Consider the following 14,444-nt stretch of genomic DNA (forward strand, 5'->3'; position numbering starts at 1 on the left):
GGGCTCAGCCTACTTCGTCCCGCCGACAGCCATGTCGCGCAGGTCTGCGGCACCGGCCCCGGGCGCCCCGACCAGGGGTCGAACGCGGCTTCCGGCCGCGCTCAGCCCGCCTGGGGGTCGCCCGGTGTGTAGCTCAGCCGCTCCACGGAACCCTTCGCACCGACCCGCTTGACCTCCTTGCCATTGACGTACAGCTGTACGGCGCCGGCGTTGCCGAGGACCAGGTCGATCCGCTTCTTGTCGGTGAACGTCTTGGACTGCCCCTTCTTGAGCAGGCCGTCCTGGAGGAGCTTGCCGCTGGCGTCCTTGGCCGACACCCAGCTCTGCGCGTCGCGGGCGGTCACCTTGATCGTGACCTTGTCCTTGGGGAGTCCGGCGATGGCGCTGTCGGACGGGGCGGGGACGGTGGGCTTGGCCGTCGGACGGGTGGTGTTCGGTGCGGGCGCCGGCTTCTTCTCGGCGTTGGCCGTCCCACCGGCCGAGATCGGCTCGTCGCCGCCGTTGCCGCCACCGCTGAACAGGGTGAACCCGACGAACCCGACGACGGCCACGATCGCCGCGACCATCGCCGCGGTCCAGTTGGGGCGGCGCGGCTCGGGGCGGATCCGTTCGGCCTCGAAGAGCGGGGTGGGGACGGTCGGCTCGGGACGCCCGCCGTGCTCGGCGTCGAACTGGGAGATCAGAGGGCCGGGGTCGAGGGCCACGGCACGGGCGAACGCCCGGATGTGTCCCCGCGCATAGACGTCGCCGCCACAGCGCGAGAAATCGTCCTCTTCGATCGCCTGCATGATGGGGATGCGCACCCGTGTGGTCGCACTGACCGCTTCCACGGTCAGTCCTGCCTCGATACGGGCCTGCTGGAGGGCTCGACCGACGGAAGGCCGGTCGTCTTCGGGGGAGTTGCCGATGGACACGGGGGCGCCTTTCGAGCGTGTAGCCACCTGCTGGAGGTTCAGTCTAGGGGTGGAGCGAAAGGGTCGGGCAAGCGGGAGAGGGCAGTTTGTACGCCATCGGAACGCCCGCGGGCGATACCGCCGGGCGCGAGGATGATCGTCATTCCCGCACCTCCCTCAACTTGACGTATCAGCAGGAGAAACGGTTGCTTTCTCTCACGGACGAGTGACCCGGATGGGTGTGCTACTCGGTAGCTTCCCCCCGGATGACCGAGAGCACTCCGTCCAATTCATCCGGCTTCACCATGACATCTCGTGCCTTGGAACCCTCGCTGGGCCCGACGATGTTGCGCGATTCCATCAGATCCATCAGCCGTCCGGCCTTGGCGAACCCCACCCGCAGCTTGCGCTGGAGCATCGACGTCGACCCGAACTGGGTGGACACCACCAGCTCCGCGGCCTGGCACAGCAGGTCGAGATCGTCGCCGATGTCCTCGTCGATCTCCTTCTTCTTGGCCGTGCCGACGGTGACGTCGTCGCGGAAGACCGGCGCCATCTGGTCCTTGCAGTGCTTGACAACGGCCGCGACCTCGGACTCGGTGACGAAGGCACCCTGCATGCGGACCGGCTTGTTCGCTCCCATCGGCAGGAACAGCCCGTCGCCCTTGCCGATCAGCTTCTCGGCACCCGGCTGGTCGAGGATGACCCGGCTGTCGGCGAGCGAGGAGGTGGCGAAGGCGAGCCGGGAGGGCACGTTGGCCTTGATCAGTCCGGTCACCACATCGACGGACGGGCGCTGGGTGGCCAGCACCAGATGGATCCCGGCCGCGCGGGCCAGCTGGGTGATGCGGACGATGGAGTCCTCCACGTCGCGCGGCGCCACCATCATCAGGTCCGCCAGCTCGTCGACGATGACCAGCAGATACGGGTACGGCGCCAGCTCCCGCTCGCTGCCCTCGGGCGAGCTGACCTTGCCCTCGCGCACCGCTTCGTTGAAGTCGTCGATGTGCCGGAAACCGTACGCCGCGAGATCGTCGTAGCGCAGGTCCATCTCGCGCACCACCCACTGCAGTGCCTCGGCGGCCCGCTTGGGGTTGGTGATGATGGGCGTGATCAGGTGCGGAATGCCCTCGTACGCGGTCAGCTCGACGCGCTTGGGGTCGACGAGCACCATCCGCACGTCCTCGGGGGTGGCCCGCAGCATGACCGAGGTGATCAGACAGTTGATGCAGGAGGACTTGCCGGAGCCGGTGGCACCGGCCACCAGGACGTGCGGCATCTTGGTCATGTTGGCCATGACGTAGCCGCCCTCGACGTCCTTGCCGAGCGCCACCAACATCGGGTGCTCGTCGCCCGCGGCATCCGCCAGCCGCAGGACGTCGCCGAGGTTGACCATCTCGCGGTCGGTGTTGGGGATCTCGATGCCGACCGCGGACTTGCCCGGGATCGGGCTGATGATGCGCACGTCGGGGCTGGCCACGGCGTAGGCGATGTTCTTGGCCAGCGCGGTGATCTTCTCGACCTTGACGGCCGGACCCAGCTCGACCTCGTAGCGGGTGACCGTCGGACCGCGGGTGAAGCCGGTGACCGCCGCGTCGACCTTGAACTCCTGGAAGACGTTGCTCAGCGAGGCCACTATGGCGTCGTTCGCGGCACTGCGGGTCTTGCCGGGGCCGCCACGCGCGAGCAGGTCGAGGGACGGCAGGGAGTAGGTGATGTCGCCGGAGAGCTGGAGCTGCTCGGCGCGCGCCGGCAGGCCGCCGGACGGCTCCGGAGCGGCCTTGGTGAAGTCCGGGACGGCCCGCCCCGGCCCGGCCGCGGCGGCCCGCTCCGCCTCCCGGGCCGGCGGCACCGCGCCGCTGTCGGCCGTGCCGTCCTTGTGGTCCTGGCGCTCCCCGGAGATGCCGTTGCTGAGTCCGGCGACGAGCGGGGAGGGCTGCACGCCGTGCAGCACCGCTCCGTCCAGCGCGGCGGCGGCCGCGGCGGCGACGTCCACCGCGTCCATCGGCCGGTCGGTGCCGGACTGCGCGGAGCCGCGGCGCGGGCGCCGGCGCGAGGCGGGTGACTCGTCGTCGTACGCGTCCGGATCCTCGCCGGCGGCGTCCCGGCGGGCCGAGCGGAGCGGCTGGTCGCGCCACTCCTCTCCGTACCGGGCCGCGTCGTCGAACTCCGCGGCGGGCTCGGCGGGCGAGAGCACCCCCAATTTGATGCCCACCGCGCGCAGCCGCTGCGGAATGGCGTTGACCGGCGTCGCGGTCACCACCAGCAGCCCGAAGACGGTCAGCAGCACCAGAAGCGCCACCGCCAGGGTCTGCCCGACGGTGAAGATCAGCGGCTTGGACGCCACCCAGCCGACATACCCGCCGCCGTCCTGTATCGCGGCGAGCCCGTCACCGCGTCCCGGCGAGCCGCAGGCCATCGCGACCTGCCCGAGGACCCCGACCACCAGCGCGGACAGCCCGATGACGATCCGGCCGTTGGCCTCGGGCTGCTCGGGGTGCCGCATCAGCCGTACGGCGATCACGCCGAGCAGTATCGGCACCACCAGGTCGAGCCGACCGAAGGCGCCGGTGATCAACAGCTCGACGAGGTCGCCGACCGGGCCGCTGAGGTTGGACCAGGTGCCGGCGGCGATCACCAGCGCCAGACCGAGCAGCAGCAGCGCCAGGCCGTCCTTGCGGTGCGCCGGGTCGAGATTCTTCGCGCCCTGCCCGAAGCCGCGGAACACCGCGCCGATGCCGTGGGCGGCCCCGAGCCAGCAGGCGCGCACCAAGCGGTAGACGCTGCCGGTCGGCGACGGAGCCGGCTGCGGCGGCGCCTTCTTGGCGGCCACTTTCCTGACCGGGGCCTTCTTCGCGGCCGCGGTCTTCTTCACCGGTGGTTTCCTGACAGGCGCCTTCTTCGCGGCGGTCTTCCTGGCAGCGCCCCCGGACTGTCCGGCACGCTGCTTGGAGGGTCCCGCCTTGCTCTGGGTTCCCTTGCCGGACGTACGTGAGGCCATGCCGACGAGATTACAGGCGTCGGCAGGCGTGTCACGAGCGCACGCCGCTTCACCCATTCGTGTCGCACGTACGCCTCATGAGAGGCCGTCAGTCACCCGACGCCGCACACCGCTCAGCCCGGAGCGCCGCTCGACCCCGGTTCCAGGGCGTCCAGGGCCCGGCGCAGGCCGGTCAGTTTGCGCTCCAGATGGGCCGCGGTGGCGACCGCAGCGGCCTCCGCCGTCTCGTCCAACTGCTTGGAGAGCGCCTCGGCCTGCTCCTCGACAGCCGCCAGACGCGCCGACAGCTCCGCGAGCAGGCCCGCGGACTCCCTCGCCTCCGAGCTCTGCCCGCCCTCCAGCTGCAGCCTCAGCAGCGAGGCCTGCTCGCGCAGTTGGCAATTCTTCATGTACAGCTCGACGAAGACCGAAACCTTCGCCCGCAGCACCCACGGATCGAACGGCTTGGAGATGTAGTCGACCGCACCCGCCGCATAGCCGCGGAAGGTGTGGTGCGGACCGTGGTTGATGGCCGTCAGGAAGATGATGGGGATGTCGCGGGTGCGCTCGCGCCGCTTGATGTGCGCCGCGGTTTCGAATCCGTCCATCCCCGGCATCTGCACATCGAGCAGAATCACCGCGAAGTCGTCCGTGAGCAGTGCTTTGAGCGCTTCCTCCCCGGACGATGCCCGCACCAGTGTCTGATCGAGCGCAGAGAGGATTGCCTCCAGCGCCAGCAGATTCTCCGGCCGATCATCGACCAGGAGGATCTTGGCCTTCTGCACCATGGCCCGTCCTCCTCGCCCCGGCATGGAACCGGACGCCACCCCAGGGGACGACTCCGTCACGTCGCCCGCTCTTGTGCCGGTCATGGTAGCTGCACCCCGCCTGTCGCCACACCCTGTCACCGCGATGTCACTGTGCACGTAGCAGAAACGCAGCGAGAGACCAGAAGGTTCCCCGAATACCGAGCTTCCACACGTCCGCGGCAACACTGAGTCAGCACGCGATGATCCTCTATCGGCTCCATACTGGACGCCACCTCACCTCGCGCGCATCCATTGCTCCATGACCGACAACAGATGATCGGTATCCACCGGCTTGGTCACGTAGTCGGAGGCCCCGGAGTCGATGCTCTTCTCGCGGTCGCCCTTCATCGCCTTCGCGGTCAGCGCGATGATGGGCAGCCCGGCGAACTGCGGCATCCGACGGATCGCGGCAGTCGTCGCGTAGCCGTCCATCTCCGGCATCATGATGTCCATCAGGACCAGGACCACATCGTCGTGCTGCTCCAGCACCTCGATGCCCTCCCGGCCGTTCTCCGCGTACAGCACCGACAGGCCGTGCTGCTCCAGGACGCTGGTGAGCGCGAAGACGTTGCGGATGTCGTCGTCGACGATCAGGACCTTCTCGCCGTGGAAGCTGCCGCCCCCCACGCCCGGGTCCACCAGATCCTGACCGTTGCCGATCCAGGGCTCCTCGGCGGGCTGCTGCGCGGTCGACTCCGCCGGCTGCTGCGGAGCCGGCTGTGGGGCCTGCCGTGGGGCCTGTTGCGGCGGCGTGGGAGAGGGCCTGCTGGGCAGCGCGAACCGCCGCGCTCCGGCCGAAATGCCGCGTCGGCGACGCCTGTTGAGGCTGGACTCGGAACCCTCGCCCGGCAGCGCCTCCGGCTCGCTCTGCCGCCCGACCTCCGTCTCGCGCGCCTCCGCGTCCATCGCGATCCCACCGGCCACCAGCTGCGGGTAGCCCTGCGGCGGCAGTCCGCCGGGGTTGTGCGGCAGGTAGAGCGTGAAGGTGGAGCCGCGGCTGGGCTCACTGGCGGCGTGGATCTCGCCGCCCAGCAGCCGGGCGATCTCCCGACTGATGGACAGGCCCAGGCCCGTGCCGCCGTACTTGCGGCTGGTCGTGCCGTCGGCCTGCTTGAACGCCTCGAAGATGACCCGCATCTTGCTGGACGCGATACCGATACCGGTGTCGGTCACCGAGAAGGCGATCATGTCGGCGTCCGGGTCGCGCAGCGAACCGTGCTCCAGCAGCTGCTCGCGGATCGCCACCGGGACGTCCGTACCGGCCGGCCGGATCACCAGCTCGACGGCGCCGCTGTCGGTGAACTTCACCGCGTTGGACAGCAGGTTGCGCAGCACCTGCAGCAGCCGCTGCTCGTCGGTGTGCAGTGTGGCCGGCAGTTCCGGGGAGACCCGTACGGAGAAGTCGAGTCCCTTCTCCGCGGTCAGCGGACGGAACGTCGCCTCCACGTAGTCGACGAGCTGGACCAGCGCGATCCGGGTCGGACTGACGTCCATCTTGCCGGCCTCGACCTTGGACAGGTCCAGGATGTCGTTGATCAGCTGGAGCAGGTCGGAACCGGCGCCATGGATGGTTTCGGCGAATTCGACCTGCTTCGGGGAGAGATTCCCCTCGGCGTTGTCGGCCAGCAACTTGGCCAGAATCAGCAGGGAGTTCAGCGGCGTACGCAGCTCGTGCGACATGTTCGCCAGGAACTCCGACTTGTAGCGCATCGAGACCGCGAGCTGCTCGGCGCGCTCCTCCAGGACCTGCCGCGCCTCTTCGATCTCGGTGTTCTTCACCTCGATGTCGCGGTTCTGCTCCCGCAGCTGCTCGGCCTTCTCCTCCAGCTCGGTGTTGGACAGCTCCAGCGCCTTCTGCCGGCTCTCCAGCTCACCGGACCGCTCCTTGAGCTGCTCGGTCAGCTCCTGCGACTGCTTGAGCAGCACCTCGGTCTTGGTGTTGACCGAGATGGTGTTGACGCTGGTCGCGATCATCTCGGCGATCTGACTGAGGAAGTCCTTCTGGATCTGGGTGAACGGCTGGAAGGAGGCCAGCTCGATCACCCCGAGCACCTTGTCCTCGAAGAGCACCGGCAGCACGATCACATTCGCCGGCGGCGCCTCGCCCAGCCCGGAGGCGATCTTGAGGTAGCCGGAGGGGACGTTCTCCACCAGGATGGTGCGCCCCTCCTCCGCCGCCGTCCCGATCAGCGTCTCGCCGGGCTTGAACGTCGTGGGCATGCCGCCCATGGCGTAGCCGTACGAGCCCATCAACCGCAGCTCGTACGCGCCCGCTTCGCCGCCGTCCGCGCCGATCTCCCGGCTGTCGGGCTGGGCCGCGAGGAAGAACGCGCCGTGCTGGGCGGAGACCGCGGGCGAGAGCTCGCTCATGATGAGGGTGGCGACGTCCTTGAGGTCGCGTCGGCCCTGCATCAGGCCGGAGATCCGGGCGAGGTTGCCCTTGAGCCAGTCCTGTTCCTCGTTGGCGAGGGTGGTCTCGCGGAGCGTCGAGATCATGGTGTTGACGTTGTCCTGGAGTTCCAGGATCTCGCCTGCCGCGTCCACGTCGATGCGGACGTTGTGGTCGCCGAGGGTCACCGCCGCGGCGACCGCGGCGATGGCACGCACCTGGCGGGTCAGGTTGCCCGCCATCTCGTTCACCGATTCGGTCAGGTCCTTCCAGGTGCCGGCCACGCCCCGCACCTGCGCCTGACCGCCCAGCTGGCCGTCCGTACCCACCTCACGGGCCACCCGGGTGACCTGCTCGGCGAACGAGGACAGCTGGTCGACCATCGTGTTGATGGTCGTCTTGAGCGCGAGGATCTCGCCCCGCGCGTCCACGTCGATCTTCTTGGTCAGATCGCCCTTGGCCACCGCGGTGGTGACCATCGCGATGTTGCGGACCTGGCCGGTCAGGTTGTTGGCCATGGAGTTCACGGACTCCGTGAGGTCCTTCCACGTGCCGGCGACCCCCGGCACGCGCGCCTGGCCGCCCAGGATGCCGTCGGTGCCCACCTCACGGGCCACTCGCGTGACCTCGTCGGCGAACGACGACAGCGTGGTGACCATCGTGTTGACCGTGTCGGCCAGCTGCGCGACCTCGCCGCGCGCCTCGACCGTCACCTTCTTCGTCAGATCGCCGTTGGCGACCGCCGCCGAGACCTGGGAGATGTTGCGCACCTGGATGGTCAGGTTGTTGGCCATCAGGTTCACGTTGTCGCTGAGATCCAGCCAGATTCCGGTCGCGCCCGGGACCCGCGCCTGACCGCCCAGCTGGCCCTCGGTGCCCACCTCGCGGGCCACCCGGGTGACCTGCTCGGCGAACGACGACAGCTGGTCGACCATCGTGTTGACGGTCGTGACCAGTTCGAGGATCTCGCCCTTGGCGTCGACGGTGATCTTCTTCGACAGATCGCCGCGGGCCACCGCCGTCGTCACCTCGGCGATGTTGCGCACCTGCGACGTCAGGTTGTTCGCCATGAAGTTGACGGACTGGGTGAGGTCCTTCCACGTCCCGCTGACGCCCTGCACCTCGGCCTGGCCGCCCAGGATGCCCTCGGTGCCCACCTCGCGGGCGACCCGCGTCACCTGCTCGGCGAAGGAGGAGAGCTGGTCCACCATCGTGTTCAGGGTGTTCTTCAGCTCCAGGATCTCGCCCCGGGCGTCCACATCGATCTTCTGCGACAGGTCACCCCGCGCGACCGCCGTGGCGACCTGCGCGATGTTGCGGACCTGGGCCGTCAGGTTGCCGGCCATGCCGTTCACCGAATCGGTCAGGTCCCGCCAGACGCCCGCGACGCCCGGCACCTGCGCCTGACCGCCCAGCCGGCCGTCCGTGCCGACCTCCCGGGCGACCCGGGTGACCTGCTCGGCGAATGCGGAGAGCTGGTCGACCATCGTGTTGATGGTGTTCTTCAGCTCCAGGATCTCGCCCCGGGCGTCGACGTCGATCTTCTGCGACAGATCGCCGCGCGCGACCGCCGTCGTCACCTGCGCGATCTGCCGCACCTGTGAGGTGAGGTTCCCCGCCATGAAGTTGACGGAGTCGGTCAGCTCCTTCCAGGTGCCGCTGACGCCGTCCACCCGGGCCTGACCGCCCAGCCGGCCCTCCGTGCCCACGTCCCTGGCCATCCGCGTGACCTGGTCGGCGAACGAGGACAGCTGGTCCACCATGGTGTTCACGGTGTTCTTCAGCTGGAGCATCTCGCCGGAGACGTCGACGGTGACCTTCTGCGACAGATCGCCGTTGGCGACGGCCGTCGTCACCTGGGCGATGTTGCGCACCTGCCCGGTGAGGTTGCGGAACGCGGTGTTCACGGAGTCCGTGAGGTCCTTCCACGTCCCCGCCGCGCCCGGCACCGCCGCCTGGCCGCCCAGCTCACCCTCGACGCCGATCTCCCGCGCCACCCGTGTCACTTCGGCACCGAACGACGACAGCTGACCCACCATCGTGTTGACGGTGTTCTTCAACTCCAGCATTTCACCGGCCACATCGACGGTGACCGTCTGCGACAGATCGCCGTTCGCGACCGCCGTCGTCACCTGCGCGATGTCGCGCACCTGCGCCGTCAGGTTCCGGAACGCGGTGTTCACCGAGTCGGTGAGGTCCTTCCACGTCCCCGCCGCGCCCGGCACCTGCGCCTGGCCGCCGAGCTGCCCCTCGGCGCCTACCTCGTTCGCCACCCGCGTCACTTCGTCCGCGAAGGTCCGCAGCGTCTCGGTCATGGTGTTGATGGTGTCGGCGAGCTGCGCGACCTCGCCGCGCGCACTGACCGTGACCTTCTGCGACAGGTCGCCGTTCGCGACGGCCGTGGTGACCTGGGCGATCCCGCGCACCTGCGCGGTCAGGTTTCCGGCCATGAGATTGACCGAATCCGTCAGGTCCTTCCACACGCCCGCGACGCCCGGCACCTGTGCCTGGCCGCCGAGCTCGCCCTCCGTGCCGACCTCCCGCGCGACGCGCGTCACCTCGGAGGCGAAGGAGGAGAGCTGGTCGACCATCGTGTTGACGGTGTTCTTCAGCTCCAGCATCTCGCCGGCGACGTGCACGGTCACCTTGCGCGAGAGATCACCCTTGGCGACCGCCGTGGTGACGAGAGCAATGTCACGCACCTGGGCGGTGAGTCGTGACGCCATCGTGTTGACGGATTCCGTCAGGTCCTTCCACGAACCCGACATTCCGCGCACCCGCGCCTGCCCGCCGAGCTTGCCCTCCGTGCCGACCTCACTGGCCACTCTGGTGACCTCGTCGGTGAACGCGGAGAGCTGGTCGACCAGACCGTTGACCGTACGGCCGACCTTCAGGAACTCCCCGCGCAGCGGATGCTCCGACGAGCTGTCCGAACTGCGCGACCGCAGATCCATCCGCTGTTCCAGGTCACCCTCGGAGACCGCCGACAGCACCCGGCCCACCTCGGAGACCGGCCGTACCAGGTCGTCCACCAGGGCGTTCGAGGCATCGATGGCCGCCGCCCAGGACCCCTCGGCAGCGCCGACCTCCAGCCGTTCCGTGAGTTTTCCCTCACGCCCGACGACCCGGCGCACCCGCGCCAGCTCACCTGTCAGATGCAGATTGCGGTCCGCGACCTCGTTGAAGACGGCCGCGATCTCCGACATGACGCCCTCGCCGGAAACCGTCAGTCGCTTGCGGAAGTTCCCGTCCCGCATGGCGACAAGAGCGACCAACAGCCGATTCAGGGCAGCCGTATCCACTTCGGTCGTCCCGTTGTTCCGGGATCGTCCGCCTTTCGCGCGCGTGCTTGCGCCCCGCGCCGCTGCGCCAGACTCCACCGTGTCCCTCCCGCAGGGTCGACCGTTCTACCCGGGCTTTCTCTTGATACTTGCCCAGTGTTTCACCATGGCCCAACGAGGCCATAACAGTTCGGCAGCATCGCACACCGTCCCGGGGCACGATTAGGGCGGAAACACATGTGACCGGCATCCTCGGGCGCGCCGAAGGTAAGTAACCTGGCATACGGCTGTCCATCCGCCCGGCCGTCCAGCACGGGCGGTGGTGAGCACAACAGGTATTCGGAGGGGCGCCGCGAACATGGGGGAGCAGATCACCGACACACGCATGAGGAGACCAGTGATCACCGCGCGGGCCGCCGCCACCTTCGAGCCGGTCGGGCGCTCGGTCGCCACTGCCCGTGCATTCGTGAGAGACACCCTTCAGGGCTGGGGCTGCGGCGACATCGTCGACGACGCCGTCGTCCTGACGAGCGAACTGGTCACCAACGCCGTCGTCCACGCCGGCACCGCGGCCGACGTGCTGTGCCTGCGCACGGATGACGGCGTACGGATCTCGGTCGCCGACCGGTACCCCGAACGTGAGATTCCGCTCCAGAACGCCGGCCAGGCCATGGTCCACCCCGACCGCGAGGGCGGCCGCGGCCTGCTGCTGTGCGGCGCCCTCGCCGCCCGCTGGGGCGTGGAGTACACCGCGGCCCAGAAGCACGTCTGGTTCCAGCTGGAGCTCCCCGAGCGCCCGGCCGGCACCCGCGCGGCCGGACCGGCGCTCCCGGTGGACGCCCTCCCGGTCGCCGACACCCGGGTCCGCGTCGCCGTGGTGCAGATCGACCGCACCGGCTGCATCAGCTTCTGGAACGACGACGCCCAGGACCTCTTCGGGTACGACCAGGAGAAGGTCATCGGCAAGCCGATCACCGACTTCGCCGCCTGGCCGCACACGCCCGGCACCGGCACCGGCATCGCCGAGGCGCTGGAACTCTCCCGCTGGGAGGGCTCCTACGGCATGCGGGGCGCCGACGGCCGGGTCCTCCCCGTCTACGCCTCCCACTTGCGCGTCCGCGACGCCGACGGCGAGGCCTCCACGGTCTGCCTCCTGGTGCGCGACCACGAGCGCGCCATCCTGCAGAGCCCGCAGCGCACGCCCGCACCGGACGCCGCCTCCCAGTCCGCCCAGTCGGAGGGCCGTTCCTCCGACCCGTTCGAGGTCTTCATCGGCTCCCCGGCACCGGACGACCTCGACGGCCTCCTCCAGCGCACGGTCGAGCGCGCCCGCGACATGCTCGACGGCGACGCCGCCTACCTCCTGCTGGCCACCGACGACGAGACCGAGCTGGAGGTCCGCGCCTCCACCGGCCTGCCCTCCGCCCGTCAGCGGTTCGCCCGCGTCCCCGTGGAGGCCGGCTCCGGCCGCTACGGCTCCGCCCGGATGCCCGCCGTCCATGAGGACCTCACCGCCGTCCCCGGCGCCGTCCCGCTGCTCAGCGGCACGGGCATGCGTTCCGTCGTCACCGTCCCGCTCAAGGTCGAGGGCCGTCTGACCGGCTCCCTCGGCGTCGCCGCGGAGGGCCCCGGCCGCTACACCAACGAGGAGGCGCTCCGCCTCCAGTTCGCCGCCGACCGCATCGCCCTGGCCGTCGAGCGCGCCCGGCTGACCGAGCTGGAGAAGCTGCGGCGCGGCTCGCTCTCCTTCCTCGTCGAGGCGTCCGACCTCCTGGCCGGCACCCTCGACCGCGACCAGACCCTGGCCCTGATGGCCCAGATGACGGTCCCCACCCTCGCCACCTGGTGCGCGGTCTACACCGTCGCCGACCAGACCTCCGAGCCCGAGCTCTCCTACGTCCTGCACGAGGACGAGGACCGCATCGACGGCCTCAAGACCCTCCTGATGAAGGTCGACCCGCCCGAGCCGGTACCCACCCCGGGCGCCCGCGTATGGACCGCCCCCAGCGACGCCGCACACGACGCCGCCCTGCGCACGTCCATGCGCAGCCTGGGCCTGGGCAACTCCGCCCGCCCGTCCACCGGGCCCGGCGCCTCCCTGGCCACCGCCTCCGCGGTCGGCGGCGAGACGGTCGTCCTCCCCCTCGTCGCGCGCAACCGCGTCATCGGCATGCTGACCCTCGGCAAGCCCACCGAGGAGCACTTCCGCCAGGAGATCCTCGAACTCGCCGAGGACCTCTCCCGCCGGGCCGCCCTCGCCCTGGACAACGCCCGCCTCTACTCCGAGCGCACGGCCATCAGCCAGTCCCTCCAGCGCAGCCTGCTGCCCCCGGAACTTCCCGACATCCCGGGCGTCGAGGTCGAGGTCATCTACCGCGCAGCCGGCGAGGGCAATGAAGTCGGCGGCGACTTCTACGACCTCTTCCCGATCCGCGACGGCGCGTACGGCTTCGCCATCGGCGACGTCTGCGGGACCGGACCCGAGGCGGCAGCCGTCACGGGCCTGGCCCGGCACGCCCTCCGCCTCCTGGCCCGCGAGGGCTTCGGCGGCCCCGCAGTCCTGGAGCGCCTCAACGCCGCCATCCTGGACGAGGGTGCCCGCAGCCGCTTCCTGACACTCCTTTACGGCGAGCTGTGGCCCCAGGCCGACGGCAGCGCCCTCCTCAAGGTGGTCTGCGCGGGACACCCCCTGCCGCTGCGCCTGCGCCAGGACGGCTCGGTCGAACCGGCCGCCGAACCGCAGCCGCTCCTCGGCGTCATGGACGACCTCGAGCTCTACGAGCAGACGGTCACCCTCGACCCGGGCGACGTCCTCCTGTGCGTCACCGACGGCGTCACCGAACGCCGCGAGGGCACCCGCATGCTCGGCGACGACGGCCTCACCGACGTCCTGACGACCTGCACGGGCCTGACCGCCGGCGCCGTCGCCGCCCGCGTCCTGCGCGCCGTGGAACGCTTCGCCGCCGAACCGGCCTCCGACGACATGGCGATCCTCGCCCTGCGCGTCCCCGAGATCCACCCCGGCTGACGCCCGGTACGACGAAGGCCCCCGCCGAGTGGCGGGGGCCTTCGTTATTCGGAGCCCCAATACGGAATCGAACCGTAGACCTTCTCCTTACCATGGAGACGCTCTGCCGACTGAGCTATTGGGGCGCAGCGACAAAGGAAATACTACCTGATCTCCATGACTGCTCCGAATCCCGGTCGCCCGGCTAGAAAGCAGGCTGCAGCAATCCCCCCAGCGCATTGCAGGCGCTCACCATCTTCTGCAACTCCCGCCGCGACAGGTCCCCGTGCAGCGGCAGGGACAGCGTCTCGTCCACGGCCCGCTCGGTGTGCGGCAGAAACACATCCCGCCGCAGCCCCGCCATCCGGTACACCGGAGCCTGCACGGGGACCTTGCACGCGACGCCCTTGGCCCGCAGCGCCCGAGCGAAGGCATCCCGGTCCGGCCGTCCGTTTCCCGGCACCCGCACCACGTACTGCTCGTACGTGTGCCCCGCCGCCGGCGTCGGCGTGCCGACCCCCCTGAGCCTGCCGTCCAGATACGTCGCCAGCGCCCGTCGCCGCTCAACGTCTGCCGACCGTGCTCCCGGTTCGTCCTCGACCAGCACCAACAGGCCGTGCCGCTGACCGACTTCACGGATCCATCCCGCGTCGGCCTGCCGTCCGAAGCGATGTATCGCCACGACCGCCGCCGTCCTCCTGGACACCACGTCCGCCACCGCGGCCGGGTCGAGGCAGTAACTGTCGGCATCCACATCGGCGAACACCGGCACCGCGCCCAACTGCACCACGGACCGTGCCACTTCGGCGTTGCCGTAGGCCGGCACCACCACCTCGTCACCAGCACGTACACCAGCGGACTCGAGTGTTCCTACTGTCCTCATGACGCGGATCCTGACGAGGCGAGGTGAACGCGACGTTACGTCTTTCCTCTGAAAATCAGAACAAAAAAGCTCCGGCTCCTGAACCAGAAGGTCCAGGAGCCGGAGCTCAATAATTGTTCGGCGGCGTCCTACTCTCCCACAGGGTCCCCCCTGCAGTACCATCGGCGCTGAAAGGCTTAGCTTCCGGGTTCGAAATGTAACC

6 protein-coding genes, 1 tRNA gene and 1 rRNA gene are annotated in these 14,444 nt (G+C 69.5%); 1 reads left to right on the forward strand and 7 read right to left on the reverse strand.

The window, feature by feature from the left end; genetic code table 11:
- Positions 1-101 precede the first annotated feature (101 nt).
- From ACGFML_RS34040 to ACGFML_RS34055, 4 genes are all read right to left on the reverse strand, one after another.
- Positions 102-914, reverse strand: coding sequence for a helix-turn-helix domain-containing protein (locus tag ACGFML_RS34040; RefSeq protein WP_393549518.1), 813 nt, complete (start codon positions 912-914; stop codon positions 102-104).
- Positions 915-1,137: 223 nt separating this feature from the next.
- Positions 1,138-3,894 (reverse strand): DNA translocase FtsK, encoded by a 2,757-nt coding sequence (locus ACGFML_RS34045; protein ID WP_393549519.1) that lies wholly within the window; start codon positions 3,892-3,894, stop codon positions 1,138-1,140.
- A gap of 113 nt (positions 3,895-4,007) precedes the next feature.
- On the reverse strand, positions 4,008-4,661 hold the full coding sequence (locus ACGFML_RS34050; protein ID WP_393549520.1) for a two-component system response regulator: 654 nt from the start codon (positions 4,659-4,661) through the stop codon (positions 4,008-4,010).
- A 255-nt stretch (positions 4,662-4,916) separates the two neighbouring features.
- Positions 4,917-10,451, reverse strand: a complete 5,535-nt coding sequence (locus tag ACGFML_RS34055; RefSeq protein WP_393549521.1) for a HAMP domain-containing protein — start codon at positions 10,449-10,451, stop codon at positions 4,917-4,919.
- Positions 10,452-10,710: 259 nt separating this feature from the next.
- On the opposite strand from ACGFML_RS34055, the gene ACGFML_RS34060 reads away from it, so the two are divergent.
- Positions 10,711-13,380 (forward strand): SpoIIE family protein phosphatase, encoded by a 2,670-nt coding sequence (locus tag ACGFML_RS34060; protein ID WP_393549522.1) that lies wholly within the window; start codon positions 10,711-10,713, stop codon positions 13,378-13,380.
- A gap of 52 nt (positions 13,381-13,432) precedes the next feature.
- On the opposite strand, the gene ACGFML_RS34065 is transcribed toward ACGFML_RS34060, so the two are convergent.
- The 3 genes from ACGFML_RS34065 to rrf all read right to left on the reverse strand — a co-directional run.
- Positions 13,433-13,505: transfer RNA gene (locus tag ACGFML_RS34065), tRNA-Thr, on the reverse strand.
- A 59-nt stretch (positions 13,506-13,564) separates the two neighbouring features.
- Positions 13,565-14,242, reverse strand: a complete 678-nt coding sequence (locus ACGFML_RS34070) for a DegT/DnrJ/EryC1/StrS family aminotransferase (RefSeq protein WP_393549523.1) — start codon at positions 14,240-14,242, stop codon at positions 13,565-13,567.
- Between the two features lie 115 nt (positions 14,243-14,357).
- Positions 14,358-14,444, reverse strand: a 5S ribosomal RNA gene (rrf, locus tag ACGFML_RS34075); the annotation flags it as partial.

The organism is Streptomyces sp. NPDC048650 (assembly GCF_043199095.1).
Lineage (GTDB): Bacteria > Actinomycetota > Actinomycetes > Streptomycetales > Streptomycetaceae > Streptomyces.

What these genes read in the sequence shown, in the direction of transcription:
- ACGFML_RS34045 (WP_393549519.1), bottom strand. Translation starts at nt 3,894, where the DNA reads ATGGCCTCACGTACGTCCGGCAAGGGAACCCAGAGCAAGGCGGGACCC.
- ACGFML_RS34050 (WP_393549520.1), bottom strand. Translation starts at nt 4,661, where the DNA reads ATGGTGCAGAAGGCCAAGATCCTCCTGGTCGATGATCGGCCGGAGAAT.
- ACGFML_RS34060 (WP_393549522.1), top strand. Translation starts at nt 10,711, where the DNA reads ATGGGGGAGCAGATCACCGACACACGCATGAGGAGACCAGTGATCACC.
- ACGFML_RS34070 (WP_393549523.1), bottom strand. Translation starts at nt 14,242, where the DNA reads ATGAGGACAGTAGGAACACTCGAGTCCGCTGGTGTACGTGCTGGTGAC.